This is a genomic window from Xanthobacter flavus (assembly GCF_017875275.1).
Classification (GTDB): domain Bacteria; phylum Pseudomonadota; class Alphaproteobacteria; order Rhizobiales; family Xanthobacteraceae; genus Xanthobacter; species Xanthobacter flavus_A.
The window spans coordinates 3,953,305-3,970,988 of record NZ_JAGGML010000001.1; the positions used below are offsets into that span (position 1 = coordinate 3,953,305).

19 protein-coding genes are annotated in these 17,684 nt (G+C 68.0%); 13 read left to right on the plus strand and 6 right to left on the minus strand.

Annotation, left to right across the window (positions count from 1 at the left end; genetic code table 11):
• Position 1: 1 nt before the first annotated feature.
• The 9 genes from J2126_RS18740 to J2126_RS18780 are packed head-to-tail and all read left to right on the plus strand — an operon-like array spanning position 2 to position 7,370.
• Positions 2 to 871 (plus strand): branched-chain amino acid ABC transporter permease, encoded by an 870-nt coding sequence (locus J2126_RS18740; protein WP_209488353.1) that lies wholly within the window; start codon positions 2 to 4, stop codon positions 869 to 871.
• Positions 868 to 1,746 carry a branched-chain amino acid ABC transporter permease gene (locus tag J2126_RS18745; protein WP_024280243.1) on the plus strand — a complete coding sequence of 293 codons (879 nt, stop codon included), beginning with the start codon at positions 868 to 870 and terminating at the stop codon, positions 1,744 to 1,746. Before J2126_RS18740 ends, J2126_RS18745 begins: the two co-directional genes overlap by 4 nt.
• Positions 1,743 to 2,495 (plus strand): ABC transporter ATP-binding protein, encoded by a 753-nt coding sequence (locus J2126_RS18750; RefSeq protein ID WP_209488354.1) that lies wholly within the window; start codon positions 1,743 to 1,745, stop codon positions 2,493 to 2,495. The genes J2126_RS18745 and J2126_RS18750 overlap by 4 nt, the downstream gene beginning before the upstream one ends.
• Complete coding sequence (locus J2126_RS18755) at positions 2,492 to 3,241, plus strand: ABC transporter ATP-binding protein (RefSeq protein WP_245327462.1); 750 nt, start codon at positions 2,492 to 2,494, stop codon at positions 3,239 to 3,241. The genes J2126_RS18750 and J2126_RS18755 overlap by 4 nt, the downstream gene beginning before the upstream one ends.
• A 38-nt stretch (positions 3,242 to 3,279) precedes the next feature.
• Positions 3,280 to 3,756, plus strand: coding sequence for a nuclear transport factor 2 family protein (locus J2126_RS18760; RefSeq protein ID WP_209488355.1), 477 nt, complete (start codon positions 3,280 to 3,282; stop codon positions 3,754 to 3,756).
• A complete protein-coding gene (locus J2126_RS18765) occupies positions 3,753 to 4,535 on the plus strand; it encodes an alpha/beta fold hydrolase (protein WP_209488356.1) in 783 nt (260 codons plus the stop codon). The genes J2126_RS18760 and J2126_RS18765 overlap by 4 nt, the downstream gene beginning before the upstream one ends.
• Positions 4,536 to 4,567: 32 nt before the next feature.
• Complete coding sequence (locus tag J2126_RS18770; protein ID WP_209488357.1) at positions 4,568 to 5,185, plus strand: glutathione S-transferase family protein; 618 nt, start codon at positions 4,568 to 4,570, stop codon at positions 5,183 to 5,185.
• Between the two features lie 50 nt (positions 5,186 to 5,235).
• Complete coding sequence (locus tag J2126_RS18775) at positions 5,236 to 6,120, plus strand: MBL fold metallo-hydrolase (protein WP_209488358.1); 885 nt, start codon at positions 5,236 to 5,238, stop codon at positions 6,118 to 6,120.
• Positions 6,121 to 6,146: 26 nt separating this feature from the next.
• The gene (locus J2126_RS18780; RefSeq protein WP_209488359.1) at positions 6,147 to 7,370 is read left to right on the plus strand and encodes an acetyl-CoA C-acetyltransferase; all 1,224 of its coding nucleotides are present in this window, start codon (positions 6,147 to 6,149) and stop codon (positions 7,368 to 7,370) included.
• A gap of 587 nt (positions 7,371 to 7,957) precedes the next feature.
• Here the strand turns inward: J2126_RS18780 and maiA are convergent.
• The 5 genes from maiA to J2126_RS18805 form a co-directional block, all read right to left on the minus strand.
• Entirely contained in the window at positions 7,958 to 8,593 is a 636-nt protein-coding gene (maiA, locus tag J2126_RS18785; protein WP_209488360.1) for a maleylacetoacetate isomerase, read from the minus strand.
• Positions 8,594 to 8,600: 7 nt separating this feature from the next.
• Positions 8,601 to 9,920 (minus strand): fumarylacetoacetase, encoded by a 1,320-nt coding sequence (gene fahA, locus J2126_RS18790; protein ID WP_209488361.1) that lies wholly within the window; start codon positions 9,918 to 9,920, stop codon positions 8,601 to 8,603.
• Between the two features lie 67 nt (positions 9,921 to 9,987).
• A complete protein-coding gene (gene hmgA, locus J2126_RS18795) occupies positions 9,988 to 11,355 on the minus strand; it encodes a homogentisate 1,2-dioxygenase (RefSeq protein ID WP_209488362.1) in 1,368 nt (455 codons plus the stop codon).
• A 28-nt stretch (positions 11,356 to 11,383) separates the two neighbouring features.
• Positions 11,384 to 12,625, minus strand: coding sequence for an ABC transporter substrate-binding protein (locus tag J2126_RS18800; protein ID WP_245327464.1), 1,242 nt, complete (start codon positions 12,623 to 12,625; stop codon positions 11,384 to 11,386).
• Positions 12,626 to 12,726: 101 nt separating this feature from the next.
• Entirely contained in the window at positions 12,727 to 13,695 is a 969-nt protein-coding gene (locus J2126_RS18805; protein WP_209488363.1) for an MBL fold metallo-hydrolase, read from the minus strand.
• Positions 13,696 to 13,895: 200 nt separating this feature from the next.
• Here J2126_RS18805 and J2126_RS18810 point away from each other — a divergent pair, with 200 nt between their 5' ends.
• Positions 13,896 to 14,363, plus strand: coding sequence for a MarR family winged helix-turn-helix transcriptional regulator (locus tag J2126_RS18810; protein WP_209488364.1), 468 nt, complete (start codon positions 13,896 to 13,898; stop codon positions 14,361 to 14,363).
• Between the two features lie 38 nt (positions 14,364 to 14,401).
• On the opposite strand, the gene J2126_RS18815 is transcribed toward J2126_RS18810, so the two are convergent.
• Positions 14,402 to 14,866: a MarR family winged helix-turn-helix transcriptional regulator gene (locus tag J2126_RS18815; protein ID WP_209488365.1), complete on the minus strand. Its 465-nt coding sequence runs from the start codon at positions 14,864 to 14,866 to the stop codon at positions 14,402 to 14,404.
• A 205-nt stretch (positions 14,867 to 15,071) separates the two neighbouring features.
• Here J2126_RS18815 and J2126_RS18820 point away from each other — a divergent pair, with 205 nt between their 5' ends.
• The 3 genes from J2126_RS18820 (at position 15,072) to J2126_RS18830 (ending at position 17,546) form a co-directional block, all read left to right on the plus strand.
• Positions 15,072 to 15,611, plus strand: coding sequence for a VOC family protein (locus J2126_RS18820; RefSeq protein ID WP_209488366.1), 540 nt, complete (start codon positions 15,072 to 15,074; stop codon positions 15,609 to 15,611).
• A gap of 99 nt (positions 15,612 to 15,710) precedes the next feature.
• Positions 15,711 to 17,315: an FAD-dependent oxidoreductase gene (locus J2126_RS18825; protein ID WP_209490340.1), complete on the plus strand. Its 1,605-nt coding sequence runs from the start codon at positions 15,711 to 15,713 to the stop codon at positions 17,313 to 17,315.
• 9 nt (positions 17,316 to 17,324) lie between these two features.
• Positions 17,325 to 17,546 (plus strand): DUF2783 domain-containing protein, encoded by a 222-nt coding sequence (locus J2126_RS18830; RefSeq protein ID WP_209488367.1) that lies wholly within the window; start codon positions 17,325 to 17,327, stop codon positions 17,544 to 17,546.
• The last annotated feature ends 138 nt before the right edge of the window (positions 17,547 to 17,684 follow it).

Sequence of the window (17,684 nt, forward strand, 5' to 3'; positions counted from 1 at the left end):
CATGCTCCTGAGCCAGCTTGCGGTGGCGGGCATCCAGACCGGGATGCTCTACGCGCTGACCGCCGCGGGATTCGCGCTGATCTTCGGCGCCACCCGCGTCTTCCACGTAGCCCACGGCGCCACCTTCATCCTGGCTGGCTACGCCTTCCTCGCGGCTCTGCAGCTGGGTCTGCACTGGTCGCTGGCGAGCCTGTGCTCGCTGCTGGTCGCCGTCGCCTTCGGCCTGTTCATGGATGCTCTGGTCTACAGGCCGATCCAGAAGCATGAGGGCTCCTTCTTCACGGTGTTCGTCGCCTCGTTCGGCGCGGGCATCGCCATGCAGGCGCTCATCCAGTTCTTCTTCGGCGGCGGCTTCGCCACGATCTCGGTGCCGCTGACGCGGGCCGCCCAAGTGCTGCCGGGGCTCTATATCGCCCCCGTGTTCTGGGTCGCGCTGGCGGTGGTCGTAGTGGTCTTCGTCGCTGTCAGCCTGTTCCTGGAACGGACCCACGCCGGCCTCGGCCTGCGGGCTCTGTCCGAGAACCCGGAGCTGCTGCGAGCCTATGGCCTCTCCGCACGGCGCCTCTCCGCGCTCGCCTTCGTGGTCGGCTCGGCTCTTGCCGTGCCGGGCGCGATCCTCACCACGATCACCACCGGCATTCAGCCGGCGGACAGCGCCCACGTGATGCTGGTCTCCCTTGCGGCGACGGTGGTCGGTGGCATTGGTTCCATCCGGGGTGCGGCTCTGGCGGGCCTTTTCCTCGGCCTCGTCGAGAACTTGGTGGTCGCCGTGGTGGACACCCAGTGGAGCCAGGCCGCCAGCTTCGTGGTGCTGTTCGCCTTCATCCTGTTCCGCCCCAATGGGCTCATGGGGAAGGCTGGTGCGCGATGATTGCCTATCTCGTCAACCTCGCGACCCTGATCGCCATCTTCGGTATCGCGGCCAGCAGCCTGAACCTGCTGATCGGATATGCCGGCATCTTCTCGATCGCCCATGCCATGTTCTTCGGCATCGGCGCATATGTGGCCGCCCAGGTGGCGCTCAGCGCCACTCCAGACTTCCTGGTGGCGGCGCTTGCGGCCGCGGTGGTGGCGGGGGCCCTGTCGCTCTGCCTTGCCCTGCCCGCCCTGCGGGTGCGTGGCGAATATTTCGTCGCCGCCTCGCTCGGGCTGCAAATGATGGCGAGTACCATTTTCGCCGAGGCCCACAGTCTCACCGGCGGCGTCGGTGGACTGGTCGGCATCCCTCCGGCGCGAATCCTGGGCTTCGACGTGGCCTCGCCCGATGCCTTCCTCGTCCTGGCACTCGTCTGCCTCGGCGTGACGCTGGCGGCGGTGCGCACGCTCATACGAGGCAGCTTCGGCCGTTCGCTGATGGCCCTGCGCGACAGCGAGAGCGCGGCGGAAGCGTTCGGCAAGAACGTTCGCGCCCTGAAGACGCTGGTGGTCGTCGTCGGCTGCTTCTTCGTCGGTATCGCCGGCGCGCTGTTCGCCTTCCACATGGCGTTCGTCAACGTCGAGAGCTTCACCCTTGAGCAGTCCGTCGTGCTGATGGCCATGGTCATCATCGGCGGCGCCGGGACCCTGACGGGGCCACTCGTCGGCGTCATCGCGCTGCTCAGCCTTCCGGCAGCGCTGTCCTTCCTGCCCTTCATCCCGTCGACGGAGATCGGCACGGTGCAGCAGTTCATCTATGGAGCTCTCATGACGGTGCTCATGATCTTCCGTCCGAGCGGCATCGTTGGCCTTTCGCGGGGGGCAAGATGAACACGCCGATCCTGCTCTCCGCGCGCGGTCTCTCGCGCAGCTTCGGCGGCAATTCCGCCGTCCAGGATGTGACGCTGGAGTTGCACCAGGGCGTCGTCACGGCCCTTGCCGGTCCCAACGGCGCCGGCAAGACCACCCTGTTCAACCTCATCACCGGCCACCTCGCCCCCGATCGCGGCGCGGTGGAGCTGAAGGGCGCCTCCATCCTCGGCCTCAAGCCGCACCGGGTGGCGCTGAAGGGCATCGCCCGCAGCTTTCAGGACCTGCGCCTGTTCGGCTCCATGAGCGTCTACGACAACGTGCTGTCCGCCATCGAGCCCACCCCTTGGCTGTGGCAGCCGGGCGGCAGCTCCGGCGCGGCGGCGCGGCGGCTCCAGGTGGAACGCGCGCTCGACGCCACCGGGCTCGCCGAGCTCGCCGGCACGCGGGCCATCGACCTCTCCTATGCGGAGACGAAGTTCCTCTCCATGGCCCGGATCATCGCCACCGGCGCGCCGATCTGGCTGCTGGACGAGCCGGCGTCGGGGCTCGACCCTGCTTCCCGCTCGCGCTTCGTGAAGCTGGTGAAGGAAGCCACGGCGGCCGGCGTCACCGTCTGCCTCATCGAGCACAACCTCGACATCGTCACCGAGCTTGCCGACCGCATCGCCTTCCTCGACCAGGGCCGCAAGCTCGCGGAGGGCACGCCGGACGAGATCCTGGGCGATGCGAAGCTCATCGCCATCTACTTCGGGGAGCGCAGGGAATGAACATGGCCGTCTCCGTCCTTCCCGACACCTCCGCCGTTCCCGCGCCCGCCATCGCCGTGCGTGGCCTGCGGGCCTCCTACGCCGGACGGGAGGTGCTGAGCGGCGTCGATCTCCACCTTGCTGCCGGGGAGGTGCTGTGCCTCGTCGGGCACAATGGGGCGGGCAAGTCCACGCTGCTGAAGATCCTGTTCGGACTGCACGCGGCGGACACCGGCGAGGTGATGCTGCGCGGGCGCGCGCTGAAGCCTCATCCGAGCCTCATGGCACGCGACGGCGTGGCCTATGTGCCCGAGGGCCGGGGCGTGTTTCCCGGTCTCACGGTGCAGGAGATATTCACCCTGGCCCTGTGGTCCGCGAGCCTCGGCGCCGGCGAGGGCCGCGCCCGCATCGACGAGGTGCTGGAGCTGCTGCCCAAGCTGAAGGATTTCTGGCTGAAGCGCGCCGGCCAGCTGTCCGGCGGCCAGCAGCAGATGGTATCCATCGGCCGGGCGCTGCTGTCGCGTCCTGGCATCCTGCTGCTGGACGAGCCCTCCATCGGCCTCGCGCCCAAGCTGTTCCAGGACCTGCTGGCGCCCATCCGCGTCATCCAGCAGCGCCGCGGCATGTCCATCCTGCTGGTGGAGCAGAATGTGGGCGAGGCTTTCGCCATCTCCGATCGGGTGGTGGCCATGAAGTCCGGGGTGATGATCTATGAGGGCACGCCGGCGGATCTCGCCGACCACGCCAAGCTGCTGACGCTCTTCTGAGCCGAAGCCACGACAAACGAGCCCCGGGGAGGGACCATATGAAGACAATCGAGCAACGGCTTCAGCTCATCGAGGACCAGCTGGAGATCGGGCAGCTCCGGGCCCATTACTGCCACCTGCTCGATGAGCGCAGGTGGGACGCGTTCGTCGCGCTCTTCACGCCGGACGGCGTGTTCGAAGGGCTGGAGGCGGTGAGCGGCCACGACGCGCTGCGCACTTTCTTCAGCGAACGCGTGCCGAAGCTCGCCGAGGATTTCTGGCACTTCTGCACCAACGGCACGGTGGAAATCGATGGCAACGTGGCCACCGGCCGCATCTCCATGGAATATCTCTCCGTCACCGATGGCGTCTCCTTCGTGTCGGCCGGCCACTATGACGACGTGATGCGCCGCGTGGACGGCCGCTGGCGCTTCGCCTCGCGCAGGATCACCTTCTATTTCCTCTCGCCGCTCAGCGAGGGCTGGGCCGGGCGGCCGTTCCCGGGTCGCGCGCCGGCGGCGAGGGCGGCAGAATGAACTGGATCGAGGTCAACGGCGGCGGCACGCGCTACGTATGCGAGGGCGACGGGCCGCTGCCGCTGGTCCTGATCCACGAGATGGGCGGAGCGCTGGAGAGCTGGGCACCGCTCCTGCCCCTGGTGGCGGAAGGGCGCACGGTGCTGCGCTACGACGTGCGCGGGTTCGGCCATGCCTCCAAGCTGCGCGGATCTGGCGCCATGGATGTGCTGGTGGCGGACCTGGTCGCGCTGCTCGACGCCCTGTCGATCGATGATCCGGTGGACCTGTGCGGCATGGCGGTGGGCGGCGCGGTGGCGCTGCATGCGGCGGCGTGCCATCCCGGCCGGATGCGGCGGATCGCGCTCATGGGTCCGGCCCTCGGCATCGCGCCCGAGCGGCGGGAGGCGGTGCATGCGCGTGCGGATGCGCTGGAAGCCGGCGGCATGGATTCCATCGCCGACGGCGAGCTTGATCTCACCTATCCGGCGGCACTGCGTGAGGATGACCGCTTCCCGGCCTATCGCGCGCGCTGGCTCGGCAATGATCCGTCGAGCTACGCGGCCACCTATCGCATGCTGACCGGGCTCGATTCCCGGCCGGCGCTTGGCGCGGTGTGCTGCCCTTCGCTGTTGCTCGCCGGCGCGCAGGACCCGCTGCGCCCGCCCGCGCTCATCGCCGCGGCCGCGGCCGCAATTCCCGATGCGCGCTTCGCGGTGGTGCCGAGTGGGCATGTGATGGCCCATCAATCCCCCGCGATTGTGGCGCGGGAACTCGATGCGTTCTGGCGCGCCGCGTGAGGCGACGCCGACAACCGAAAGCCCTTCCTCCCATGAAGATGCATTGGTCCCCCCGTTCCCCGTTCGTGCGCAAGGCGATGATCGCCATCCACGAGATGGGCCTTCAGGATCAGGTCACCTGCGTGCGTACGGTGGCCTCGCCGTTCAAGGCCCATGAGGAGCTCATGGACGACAACCCGCTGAGCAAGCTGCCCACGCTCGTGCTCGACGACGGCACCGTGGTCTATGACTCCCACGTCATCTGCGAATATCTCGACACCCTGCACACGGGGCCGCGCCTGTTCCCCACCGTCTGGCCGGAGCGCCTCATCGCGCTGCGCAACGAGGCGCTCGGCGACGGCCTGATGGACCTCGGCCTCCTGTGGCTCATCGAGCGCTGGCGCGGCGAGGGCATGCAGTCGGCCGACCTCGTCACGGCCAACGCTCGCAAGGTGGAGCGGGTGCTCGCCCGGCTGGAGGCCGACGTGAAGCTGCTCGCCGACCGTCCGTTCGACATCGGACACCTCACCATTGGCACGGCGCTCGGCTATCTCGACTTCCGCTTCCCCTTCCTGGAGTGGCGCAACGGGCGGCCGGTGCTGGCGGCCTGGCACGCGGGCTTCCTGGAGCGACCTTCTGTGCAGGCCAATCCGGTGGTGGACGATTCCTGAGCCGTCGGCCCGACCCGTCCGCACGCACGCCCCGAACGATCGAGGTTTCCATGATTCAGTCGCGCATGGTGGGGGAAGTCCGCGTCACCCGCCTTCTGGAATACGCCGCGCCCACCCATGATCCGGCCTTCCTGTTCCCGGACATGGCGCCGGGACTGCTGGCGGACAACGCGGGCTGGCTCGCCCCGCATCATTACGTGCCGCACATGAACCGGCTCATCGTCACCATCCAGCTCTGGATCGTGCATGCCGGCGGCAACGTCATCGTCATCGATACCGGTGTCGGCAACCGCAAGCCGCGGGCGGCGGCGCGCATGAACCAGCTCAACAGCCTCGTGCTGCCCTGGCTCGAAGCGGCGGGCGCCGCGCCCGACACAGTAACACACGTGGTCCACACCCACCTGCACAGCGACCATGTGGGCTGGAACACGGTGCTGTCCGCCGACGGACGGTGGACCCCCACCTTCCCCAATGCCCGGTACCTGCTGCCGAAGCTCGAATACGACCATTACATCGAGGCCCTCGCCAAGGCCTCAGACCCCATCATCGATGCCGCGTTTGACGACAGCGTGCGCCCCGTGGTGGAGGCCGGCCTTGCCGATTTCATTCCCGATCGTGGCGAGATCGCCGACGTGCTCTCCATCGAGGCCGCGCCGGGGCACTCCGTGGGCCACCAGACCTACCGCATCCGCTCGCGCGGCGAGGAAGGTCTGTTCAGCGGCGACGTGATGCACAGCCCGGCGCAGATCGTCGATCCCAAGCTCAACACGACCTACTGCGCGCTGCCCGAGGCGGCCCGGCGCACCCGCGCCGCACTGCTCGCGCGGGAGGCCGAGCGCGGCACGCTGGTGATGCCCATGCATTTCGGCGCGCCACACTGCGGCTACATCCGCCGCCAGGGGGAGGGATACACCTTCGAACCGGCGACGTGGTGAGCCTTGCCGAGGATAAGAAAAGCCCCATGAGCCATCGCGATCCCGTTATCTGTGAGCCGTTGCGCACCCCAGTGGGTCGGTATGGCGGCATGTTCAAGGACGTGCCGGCGACCCGGCTGGCCGGTTGCGTCATCGAGGCTCTGATTGACCGGACGGGGATCGATCCCGCGCGGATCGACGACGTCCTCTTCGGCCAATGCTATCCGAACGGGGAGGCTCCTGCCATTGGCCGCGTCGCCGCGCTTGACGCGGGGCTTCCCGTCACCGTGCCGGGTCTGCAGCTGGACCGCAGGTGCGGGTCCGGCCTGCAGGCTGTGCTTGATGCGGCGATGCGGGTTCAGACGGGAGCGTGCGACCTGGTCATTGCTGGCGGCGTCGAGAGCATGAGCCGGGCAGAGTATTACTCGGAAGATGTCCGCTGGGGCGCGAAGGGCCGCCCGATCGCGCTGCACGATCGCCTCGCACGCGGCCGCGTGACGGCGGGCGGCGAGCGTTATCCCGTTCCGGGCGGCATGCTGGAGACTGCGGAAAATCTTCGCCGGGCCTACGGCATCGGACGCGAGGAGCAGGACGAACTGGCCCTCCAGTCGCACCGCCGGGCGGTGGCTGCGGCGGAAGATGGCCGCTTCGCCGAAGAGATCGTCCCGGTGACGATCCTCGGGCGCGGCGGGAAGTCTCCCGTGGAAATCCAACGAGACGAGCATCCCCGTGCGGACGCCAGTCTCGCCTCTCTTGCGGAATTGCGGCCTATCAGGAGCGCCCAGGATCCGGCCGCGACCGTCACTGCCGGCAACGCCAGCGGGCAGAATGACGGAGCCGCGGCCTGCCTTGTCACCACACGGGCCATGGCCGACACGTTGGGCCTGAAGCCACTCGCCCGTCTGGTGGGCTGGGCGGCGGCGGGTGTCGCTCCGAACGTGATGGGGATCGGACCAGTACCGGCGACCGAGAAGGTGTTGTCCCGGGCCGGGCTAACGCTGGCCGACATGGACCTCATCGAGCTCAACGAGGCATTCGCGGCGCAGGTTCTGGCCTGCACGCGCGAGTGGCGCTTCGGCTCAGTCGACATGGAGCGGCTCAACGTGAACGGCTCCGGCATTTCCCTTGGCCATCCAGTGGGAGCGACCGGCGTGCGCATCCTCGCCACCCTCCTTCGCGAGATGGACCGCCGGGGTGTGCGCTACGGGCTCGAAACCATGTGCATCGGCGGAGGGCAGGGCCTTGCCGCGATTTTCGAGCGCATCGGTTAGCGGGGGCAATGACCAGTGCCCCTTCGCCAGCGATCTGGCGGTCGCGACGATGTCCTCCTGCGATCCGGGACTGCGGCGCGTGGTGCTCCGACCCGATCGGCGACGGAGGTGAACTATAGACTGCTATGCGGGACTGGATGTGTCGCTCGAGGCGACGCACGTTTGCGTGGTGAATGGCGAGGGCAAGGTCATTCGGGAAGGGATATTGCCCTTTGATCCGGATGCCATCGAGCTGTTCCTGGCCGAAATGCAGGCCTTTTCGGCACTCTGCTGGAAGAGGTTTCGGGGCGGCGGATCATTGAGATCCGGCAGAACATCAAGGCTGTTGGCGTACCAATGCGCGTCGCCGGACCCTTGAAGGCCGAGACCGGGGCTCCCGCCCTTGCTCCGGGCTTTCGGCATCCTTTGAATGAGGCGACCCCAGAGAAGGGGGGCCACAGGCAACAGAACTCCGGCCTCAGCAGGCTATTCATTCAAGATGCGGACCGTTACATAACGTCCCTTCGAGACACCGTCTCCCATAATCTTCATGGCAACCTCGGTAGAACCGGTTCGGGCCTATGAAGCGGGATTTCGCTTGCGCCCTTTCACTCAGCGTCGGGCTGGCTGGCGGGATGAGCGGCGGCGAAGGCGGGGTGGGTCGCCGCCAGGGCCTCCACGCGCAGGATGCGGGGAAAGGTCTCCAGCGGAACGTCGAAGCGCCGGGCGGAATAGAGTTGTGGGATCAGGAAGACGTCCGCCAGCCCCGGCGCGGGGCCGAAGCAATAGCCCTCGTCGCCGATCAGCGCCTCCACCGCGCGGAAGCCGTCCGTGACCCAGCGGGCGATCCAGGCGGAGACGGCCGCCTCGTCCTGGTCGAGGGCCTGGCGCAAATAGGCGAGCTGGGAGGAGTTGTTGGGCGGGTGGATGTCGCAGCCGATGATGGCCGCCACGGACCGCACCTTGGCCCGCGCCACCGCATCCGTCGGCAGCAGGGGCGGGGCGGGATGGGTCTCTTCCAGATAGTCGAGGATGGCGGGGGACTGGATGAGCACCGTCCCGTCGTCGAGTTCCAGCGCCGGCACCCGCTCCTGCGGATTGAGGGCGCGATAGGCGGGGGCATGCTGCTCCCCGCCGTTGCGCACCAGATGCACCGGCACCTGCTCCACAGCGATCCCCTTCAGCGCCAGCGCGATGCGCACCCGGTAGGCCGCCGAGGAGCGCCAGTAGGTGAAGAGCCGCACGGCCGCCTCACACCGCCGGGGCGGGCAGGATGGTGCCGCGGCACGCGCCGAAGCCGATGGAGGCGAAGCCGTCGCGGGTCGCCCGGCCCTGGATGATGAGGGTGTCGCCATCCTCCAGGAACCGCCGCTCCTCCCCTGAGGCGAGGGTGAGCGGCGCCCTGCCACCCTGCGTCAGCTCCAGCAGGCTGCCGAAGCTGTCCGGCGTCGGGCCGGAGATGGTGCCGGTGCCCAGTAGATCGCCGGGATTGAGATTGCAGCCGCCGGAGGCGTGGTGCGCCACCAGTTGGGCGAAGGTCCAGTAGAGGTCGCGCGACGAACCGCGGGAAAGCAGGTGTGGCGCCAGCCCCTGCGCCCGCATGGCCGGCGTCTCGATGAGCACGTCGAGGGTAAGGTCGAGGGCGCCGGTCGACTGGTCGTCCGCGTCCATCAGATAGGCAAGCGGAGCGGGGTCTCCCTCCGGGCGCGGGGGCTGGGCGATGCGGAAGGGGGCGAGCGCCTCGGGCATCACCACCCAGGGCGAGAGGGTGGTGGCGAAGTTCTTGGCGAGGAAGGGGCCGAGGGGCTGATATTCCCAGCCCTGGATGTCGCGCGCCGACCAGTCGTTCAGCAGGCAGAAGCCGGCGATGTGGCCGGCCGCCGCGCCGATGGGGATGGGCTCGCCCAGTGCATTGCCGGCGCCGATGAACACGCCCAGCTCCAGCTCGTAGTCGAGATTGCGGGAGGGACCGAAGCTGGGCTCCGCTTCCTCCGCCCGCTTGCGCTGGCCGTTGGGCCGCCGCACCGAACCCGCCGACACGCCGATGGAGGAGGCGCGGCCGTGATAGCCGATGGGCACGTATTTGTAGTTGGGCAGGAGCGGATTGTCCGGCCGGAACAGCTTGCCCACGTTGGTGGCGTGGCTGATACCGGCATAGAAATCCGTATAGTCGCCGATGGCGGCGGGCAGGTGCATCCTGCAGTCCGCCGCGTGGTGGAGCAGCGCGCCGGCATGACGCTCCACGGTCGCATGCTCCTGCCCGGCGGCGTCGAGCAGGTCCACCAGCCGCGCGCGCAGCGCCCGCCGGGGCTCGGCGCCCAAGGCGAAGAAGGCGTTGAGCGTCGGTCCCGACGCCGCCTGCGCCGCGTCCGACGCGGCGCCCGCGAACAGGCCGAGGGCGAGCGCCGCGCCGAGGTCCAGGATCTCTTCGCCGATGGCGACGCCGCCGCGCGGCGCCCCGCCGTTCGGGCTGAAGATGCCGAAGGGGAGGTTCTGAATCGGGAAATCGGCATGGCCGTTGGCGGAGGTCACCCAGCTTTGGCGGGCGGGATCATGGGTCGCGTCGATCATGGGACATCCGGAAAGCGGGAACGGCGGGGCCTGCGCGGACTTCGGGGGAGGCGGCGTCAGGCGGGTGCTACCACGCCGCGCGGCGGTTGGGGGCGAAGCGCTTCTTCAGGCCGGCCCAGCAGTCCACATAGTCGGCCTGCAGTTGTGGCACGCCGGCCGCATAGGCGGTGACGCGCTGGGGCAGGCGGGTCTCGAACATGAAGGCCATGGTGTTTTCCAGCTTCACCGGCGTCTGCGGGCCGGTGGAGGCGTGCTCGAAGGCGGCGGTGTCCGGGCCGTGGGGCAGCATCAGATTGTGCAGGGAGAAGCCGCCCGGTTCGAACCCCTCGGGCTTGGCATCGTAGACGCCGAAGATGAGGCCCATGAATTCGGACATGATGTTGCGATGATACCACGGCGGGCGGAAGGTGTTCTCCGCCACCATCCAGCGTTCGGGAAAGAGCACGAAGTCGATGTTCGCCGTGCCCGGCGTGCCCGAGGGCGAGGTTAGCACGGTGAAGATGGACGGGTCCGGGTGATCGAACAGCAGCGCCCCCACGGGCGAGAAGGCGCGCAGATCATATTTCCACGGCGCGTAATTGCCGTGCCAGGCCACCACGTCGAGGGGCGACTGGCCGATCTCGGCCATATGCAGCTCCCCGCCCCATTTCACATAGAGGCGGGAGGGCTCCTCCTTGTCCTCATAGGCGGCGACGGGGGTGAGGAAATCGCGCGGGTTGGCGAGGCAATTGGCGCCGATGGGGCCGCGATCCGGCAGAGTGAAGGTCGCGCCGTAATTCTCGCAGACATAGGCACGGGCGGGCCCGTCAGTCAGCTCCACCTTGAAGATCACGCCGCGCTGGATGAGGCAGATCTCCCCTGGCGCGATGTCGATGACGCCGAATTCGGTGCGAAAGCGCAGAGCACCCTGCTGCGCGACCACAAGCAACTCGCCGTCCGCATTGAAGAAATAGTCGTTCTCCATGGACGCAGTGACGAACGCCATGTGCGCCGCCATCCCACCCTGGCTGTCCGCGTCCCCCGCCGTGGTGAGGGTGGCAAGGCCGCTCAGGAAGGTACGCTTCTCCTGCGGCAGGGGGATGGCGCTCCAGCGATACTGCCCGAGCGCGAGCTCGCTCTCGTCCCGCGCCATGGGGGCGGTGCGCACCAGGCCCTTGTCCACCCGCCGGTAGCGGCCGGAATGCTTCACCGTGGGGCGGATGCGATAGAGCCAGGAGCGTTCGTTCACCGCCTGCGGTGCGGTGAAGGGCGAGCCGGAAAGCTGCTCCGCGTAGAGGCCGAAATTGACCTTCTGCGGCGAGTTGCGGCCCACCGGCAGTGCGCCCTCGATGGCTTCCGTCTCGAACGCATTGCCGAAGCCGGACATGTAGCCGGGCGCGCGCACGCTGGACCGCACGGCCGGGCCCTGAAAGGCCGCATAAGGCTGGATCGTCATCTGGACCTCCGGGGTGTCAGGCGCGCCGTCAGGATTTGCCCAGCGGACAGCCGGTCTCGCCGGGGCGGAAGACTTCGCTCGCGGGCAGGGTGGTGACGGGCTTGTAGAAGTCCCATGGACCCTTGCTCTCGGCGGGGCTCTTCACCTCGTACAGGGTGAGGTCGTAGAGCACGCGGCCATCGGGGCGGATGCTGGCGGCGTGGCCGAAATAGTCCACCGGAAGGTCGCGCATCTGCGCATTCACCTTGCCCGCGTCGTCGGATCCGGCCGCGGCCACGGCCTTCAGATAATGCTTCACCGAGGCATAGACCGAGGCCTGCTGCTTGGTGGGCATGCGGCCCACCTTCGCCTCGAAGCGCCTGGCGAAGGCCCGGGCCTCGTCGTTCTGGTCCCAGTAGAAGCCGGTGGAGACCAGAAGCCCCTTGGCCAGCGGCAGGCCCATGGCCTTGATGTCGGTGAGGAACACGAGGAAGCCCGCGAGCTTCTGGCCACCGGAGGTGATGCCGAATTCCGCCGCCTGCTTCACTGCGTTGCTGGTGTCGCCGCCCACGTTGGTCAGGCCGATCACCTGCGCCTTGGACGCCTGCGCCTGAAGCAGGAAGGAGGAGAGGTCCGGCGCGCCGAGGGGATGGCGCGCGCTGCCGAGAACCTTGCCACCGGCGGAGGCCACCGCGGCCGCCGCGTCCCGCTCCATGGCGTGGCCGAACGAATAATCGACCGTGATGAAATACCAGCTCTTGCCATTGGCGAGCGCCGTCACCGCCTTGCCGGTGGCGTTGGCCAGCGCATAGGTGTCGTCCGCCCAATGGGTGGAATAGGGCGAGCAGGCCTTGCCGGTCAGTTCGGAGACGGCGGCGCCGGAGATCAGCAGCGTCTTTTTCTTCTCGCGGGCGATCTCCTGCGCGGCCAGGGCGACGGAGCTGACGGGCAGGTCGGCCACCGCATCCACGCCGCCCTCGTCGAACCACTTCCGCAGGGTGGCGCCGCCCACGTCCGCCTTGTTCTGGTGGTCGCCGGAGATGATCTCCACCGGCACGCCGGCGACCTTGCCGCCGAAATCCTCGGCGGCGAGTTCCGCGGCCACCACCGAGCCCCGCCCGCCGATGTCCGCGAACTGTCCGCCCATGTCGCCGAGCACGCCGATGCGCACCACATTGTCCGACATCTGCGCCCGCGCCGGCATGGCGGCGGTGGTGGCGAGCGCGAGGGCGGCCAACATCTGCGCGGCGAGCGGCGCGCGCGACTTCAGCACCTGACCTTCAATCTGCATGTTTTCCTCCCGAAGGCGTGCGCCGTCGTTCCTGCGACGCTGCGCCGGTTCCAATGCGTGCGAACGTGTGCCGGCCGTGGCGGACGGACCGGGCCGGAGCCTCAGTCCTCCAGGGCCTGCCACATCTCCATGTCGCGCTCGGCGGTCCAGATGCGCGGGTTGTCGATGCCCTGCGCCTCGTCATAGGCGCGCGCGATGTCGAACGGCATGCAGTGCTCGAAGATCACCCAGTGGCCGTACCTGGGGCGCATCTGGCGCATGGCTTCGGCATAGACGGTCTTCAGGTCATGCCCGGCCTTCACGCCCGCCTCGGCGATGGCGAAGGCATCGCGCAGGAAGGCCCGGGTCTCGTCCAGCCCGGCCTTGATCTGATCCGGCGTCACCAGCGCCTCGCCGCGTCCCGGCACCAGCTTCTGCGCGCCGAGGGTCTCCAGCCGGTCGAGCGTCTGCGGCCAGTCCCGGAAATGGGCGTCGCCGCAATAGGGGGTGGCGCCGTATTCCACGAGGTCGCCGGCGAACAGAACCTTCTCCTTCGGCAGCCAGGCGATGGTGTCGCCACGGGTGTGGCCGCGGCCGGCATGGATGATGCGCACCTCCCGCGAGCCCAGCCACAGGGTCATTTCCTGGTGGAAGGTCATGGTCGGCCAGGTCAGGCCGGGAATGGTGTCCTGTGCCCGGAACAGGCGGGGAAAGCGCTGGATCTCGGACGCCATATCCTGCGCGCCGCGCTCCACGATCATGTCGCGGGTGACGTCGGAGGCGATGACGTTGATGCGCTCCTCGAAGCCGGCGGCGCCCAGCACCCGCACAGCGTGGTAATGGGTGAGCAGCACGTGGCGGATGGGCTTGTCGGTGACGGCGCGGATGCGGGCCACCAGCTCCTTCGCCATCACCGGCGTCGCGCGCGCATCGATGATGAGCACGCTGTCGTCGCCGATGATGACGCCGGAATTGGGATCGCCCTCGGCGGTGAGGGCGAACACGCCGTCCGCCAACTCGGTGAAGATTTCCTTCTTCTCGGCGAGGTCGCCCTGGCTGGCGAAGGTCTTTGTGGCGGCGGCGGTGGTCACGCGGCGGTCCTCCCTTGAGAGGGCGCCGGACGGACGAGCGGGCCCGATATCGGACCCGCCGAAATCCTCCCGCGCGCTTCCCTCATCCCCGGCTGTTTGATATAGCGCAATTGGTTGCGACTGAGACGATGTTATGCAGTTGCAACTGCAACAGTCAAGGGCCCCGCAGGGCCGGCGTCTCACGTTACGGGTCCATGGCCATGTCGAAGCGCAAGGTTGAAAAGCTCAACCTCCTGAAATTCGTGCCGTTTCGCCTCAATCGGCTGGCGGCGGAATTCTCCACCGCGCTCGCGGCCGAATACATGGCGCGCTACAAGATCGACATTCCCGAGTGGCGGGTTCTGGCCACCCTCGGCCTGCACGATGCGCCGCGCAGCGCGCAATACGTGGTCCGCTGCACACGCACCCACAAATCGCGCATCAGCCGGGCGGTGAGCGCGCTGGCGGAAATGGGCTATGTGGCGCGCCTCGACAGCGCCGAGGACCGCCGCGAGGTGATGCTGGAGCTGACCCCGCAGGGCCGCGCCATCTATGGCGAACTTGTGCCGCTGCTGCTGAAGCGCGAGGAGGCCATCCTCTCCTGCCTCACGGCGGAGGAACAGGCCCAGCTCGACCACCTCATGGACAAGCTGGAAAAGAGCTTCGACCTGGTGCAGTGCGCGGACTGACGGGCCGAGCGACGGTCCGCCCCTGCGGCGCTTGAGCCTCACCCCCGCTCGACGAGCGACTGGGCGCGGGCGAGCACCTTGTCCATGGCCCGCTCCAGCACCTCCCGCTCCTCCGCATCGAGGTCTTGCAGCAGATCCTGTTCCCGCGCCTGCGCGAGGGGCACGATCTTGCGGAACAGGGTCCGGCCCGCGGGCGTGAGGGTGAGGATCTTGGCGCGCCGGTCGGCATCGTCGGCGGCGCGGGTGATGAGGTCGGCCTCCTCCAGCCGGGCGACGGCGCGGCTCACCTGCATCTTGTCGAGGGTGGAATAGGCGCTGATGTCCTTCGCGGCCATGGCGCCGTTGGCGCCGAGGGCGGCCAGCACCCGCCATTCGGCGCGGCTGATGCCGAAGCGATCCGCATAGAGCTGCGCCACCGCCATGGACACCCGTTCCGCCAGCACCGCGAGGCGATAGGGGAAGAAGGCGCCGAGCGCGAACGGCACGCCTTCGTGTTTCGCCATTCCGCGTGCCTCCCGCCTCGTTGATAACGTTGGTGACTTATACACCACCGCAGTGCGCTTCGGCCAGCGGGAGCCGTTCGGCGAGATGATGGGTTCGCTCGGATGGAATCGTCTCATCTGCAACGAATTTCGCTTGCGCCATATAGTAACGTTTGTTACTTATTGTGCCGGCCCCTTACAGCCCAACAACGAACGGGAGGACGACATGCTCGTCGAGAAGATCCATCACGTCGCCTATCGCTGCCGGGATGCGAAGGAGACCGTCGATTTCTACCGGGACATCCTGGACATGGAGCTGGTCGGCGCCATCGCCGAGGACAAGGTGCCTTCCACCAAGGCGCCCGATCCCTACATGCACATCTTTCTCGATGCGGGTGCCGGCAGCATCCTCGCCTTCTTCGAATTGCCGAACTCCCCGCCCCAGGGGCGCGACCCCAACACCCCCGAATGGGTGCAGCACATCGCCTTCCAGGTGGGGAGCATCGATGCGCTGGAGCAGGTGAAGGCGAAGGCTGAGGCCGCCGGCATCGAAGTCGTCGGCCCCACCGACCACGACATCTTCAAGTCCATCTATTTCTTTGATCCCTCCGGCCACCGCCTGGAGCTTGCCGCCTGGACCACCACGCCCGAGGTGCTGGCGCGGCTGAAGGCGGTGGCGCCCGCGATGATCGCGGAATGGGCCGAGACCAAGACGCCGCCGCGCCACGCCGCCTGGCTGCACGAGAAGGAATTCGGCGCGCACTGACGCGCGCCCCGCCGCGCCTCACGGGGCAGCGCAGGACGACGAGAGGCCGCAAAGGCCCGGATCCATTTTGAGGAAACGTTCGGGAGACCGGCTCCGATGATGAGCACCTATAGCTATCCGAAGTTCGCCTACCGCATCTCGGCCGAGCAGCAAGCCGGCCGGCTCGCGCGCCATCCGGTGGTGGTGATTGGTGCCGGCCCGGTGGGCCTCACAGCCGCCCTCGATTTCGCCAGCCGCGGCATTCCCACCGTGGTGCTGGACGACAACGACACCGTCTCCATCGGCTCGCGGGCCGTGTGCTACGCCAAGCGCCCGCTGGAGATCTGGGACCGGCTCGGCTGCGCCGCGGCCATGGTCGAGAAGGGCATCTCCTGGCGGATCGGCAAGGTCTTCTTCGAGGAAGACCTGCGCTACCAGTTCGATCTTCTCCCCGAGCCGGACCACAAGATGCCGGCCATGATCAATCTCCAGCAATATTACCTCGAGGAATATCTGGTGGAGACCTGCGCGGCCTCGCCCCTTGTGGACCTGCGCTGGAAGCACAAGCTCATCTCCCTCCACCAGGACGCCGATGTGGTCACGCTGACGGTGGAGACGCCGGACGGCGTGTTCACCCTGGAAGCCGAATGGGTGGTGGCCTGCGACGGCGCCAATTCCGACACCCGCCGCATGGTGGGCGCCGAATTCACCGGGCAGGCCTTCATGGACCGCTTCCTCATCGCCGATGTGGTTATGAAGGCGGAATTCCCCACCGAGCGCTGGTTCTGGTTCGATCCGCCCTTCCATCGCAACCAGTCGGTCCTGCTGCACCGGCAGGCGGACGATGTATGGCGCATCGACTTCCAGCTCGGCTGGGAGGCCGATCCGGTGGAGGAGAAGAAGCCGGAGAACATCATTCGCCGCGTGAAGGCCATGCTGGGGCCGCAGGCGGACTTCGAGCTGGAGTGGGCTTCGGTCTACCAGTTCGCCTGCCGGCGCATCGACAAGTTCCGCTATGGCCGCGTGATCTTCGCCGGCGATGCCGCCCACCAGGTCTCGCCCTTCGGCGCGCGGGGCGCCAATTCGGGCGTTCAGGACGTGGATAATCTCGGCTGGAAGCTGAAGCTGGTGCTGGACGGCCTCGCCCCCGAGCGCCTCCTCGACACCTATCACGACGAGCGGGCGCTGGCGGCGGACGACAATATCGCCCATTCCACCCGCTCCACCGACTTCATCACCCCCAAGACCGCCATGAGCCGGCGCTTTCGCAATGCCGTGCTGGAGCTTGCGGGCGCGCACCCCTTCGCCCGGCCGCTGATGAATTCCGGCCGGCTCTCTATGCCGACGCCCTATCTCCATTCCGTGCTGAACACGCCGGACGCGGACGCCTTCGCCGGCCTCATGCTGCCGGGAACCGCCTGCGCCGATGCGCCGGTGGAGGTGGACGGGCGCGCTGGCTGGCTGCTGCCGCTGCTGGGCCAGGGCTTCACGGTGCTCACCTTCGGCGAGGCGCCGGTGTCCGCGATCGAGGCCGGGGCCATTCGCGCGGGCGTGCTCCGGGTCGGCCATGACCTTCTGGATGTGAAGGGGCTGCTCGCCGACCGCTACGATGCGGCTCCCGGCACCACCTATCTGATCCGGCCGGACCAGCATGTCGCGGCGCGCTGGCGCACCTTCGACCCCGAGAAGATCACGGCGGCCCTGCGCCGCGCCATTGCCGCCTGAGGAGCACCCATGCTGGATCACACCACCCGCGCCGGCCACGGCGGGCCCCGCCTCGTCCTCACCCCCAACATTCCCGACCCGGACGGCTTCTATGAGGAGCTGATTGAGCGCCAGCGCCACCTCACGGAGGAGGAGGCGCAGGACATGAATTGCCGCCTCATCCTCATCCTCGCCAACCATATCGGCGTGCGGACAGTGCTGAGCGAAGCCCTGACGGCGGCGACGGCGTAGGTTAATCCCTGCAGACGAGATCCTCTGCCGTGGAATGTGAACCGGCATAGGTCTCGCGGCGTCGACGGTAAGCCGGCCCGACGTCATGACGCCAGCATCAGCACCGTCAATAGTCCTGGTGGCGGCGAGACTGCTGTC

Coding starts and splice junctions, on each gene's coding strand:
- J2126_RS18740 (WP_209488353.1), top strand. CDS start 2: ATGCTCCTGAGCCAGCTTGCGGTGGCGGGCATCCAGACCGGGATGCTC.
- J2126_RS18745 (WP_024280243.1), top strand. CDS start 868: ATGATTGCCTATCTCGTCAACCTCGCGACCCTGATCGCCATCTTCGGT.
- J2126_RS18750 (WP_209488354.1), top strand. CDS start 1,743: ATGAACACGCCGATCCTGCTCTCCGCGCGCGGTCTCTCGCGCAGCTTC.
- J2126_RS18755 (WP_245327462.1), top strand. CDS start 2,492: ATGAACATGGCCGTCTCCGTCCTTCCCGACACCTCCGCCGTTCCCGCG.
- J2126_RS18760 (WP_209488355.1), top strand. CDS start 3,280: ATGAAGACAATCGAGCAACGGCTTCAGCTCATCGAGGACCAGCTGGAG.
- J2126_RS18765 (WP_209488356.1), top strand. CDS start 3,753: ATGAACTGGATCGAGGTCAACGGCGGCGGCACGCGCTACGTATGCGAG.
- J2126_RS18770 (WP_209488357.1), top strand. CDS start 4,568: ATGAAGATGCATTGGTCCCCCCGTTCCCCGTTCGTGCGCAAGGCGATG.
- J2126_RS18775 (WP_209488358.1), top strand. CDS start 5,236: ATGATTCAGTCGCGCATGGTGGGGGAAGTCCGCGTCACCCGCCTTCTG.
- J2126_RS18780 (WP_209488359.1), top strand. CDS start 6,147: ATGAGCCATCGCGATCCCGTTATCTGTGAGCCGTTGCGCACCCCAGTG.
- fahA (WP_209488361.1), bottom strand. CDS start 9,920: ATGATCGACGCGACCCATGATCCCGCCCGCCAAAGCTGGGTGACCTCC.
- hmgA (WP_209488362.1), bottom strand. CDS start 11,355: ATGACGATCCAGCCTTATGCGGCCTTTCAGGGCCCGGCCGTGCGGTCC.
- J2126_RS18800 (WP_245327464.1), bottom strand. CDS start 12,625: ATGCAGATTGAAGGTCAGGTGCTGAAGTCGCGCGCGCCGCTCGCCGCG.
- J2126_RS18810 (WP_209488364.1), top strand. CDS start 13,896: ATGTCGAAGCGCAAGGTTGAAAAGCTCAACCTCCTGAAATTCGTGCCG.
- J2126_RS18815 (WP_209488365.1), bottom strand. CDS start 14,866: ATGGCGAAACACGAAGGCGTGCCGTTCGCGCTCGGCGCCTTCTTCCCC.
- J2126_RS18820 (WP_209488366.1), top strand. CDS start 15,072: ATGCTCGTCGAGAAGATCCATCACGTCGCCTATCGCTGCCGGGATGCG.
- J2126_RS18825 (WP_209490340.1), top strand. CDS start 15,711: ATGAGCACCTATAGCTATCCGAAGTTCGCCTACCGCATCTCGGCCGAG.
- J2126_RS18830 (WP_209488367.1), top strand. CDS start 17,325: ATGCTGGATCACACCACCCGCGCCGGCCACGGCGGGCCCCGCCTCGTC.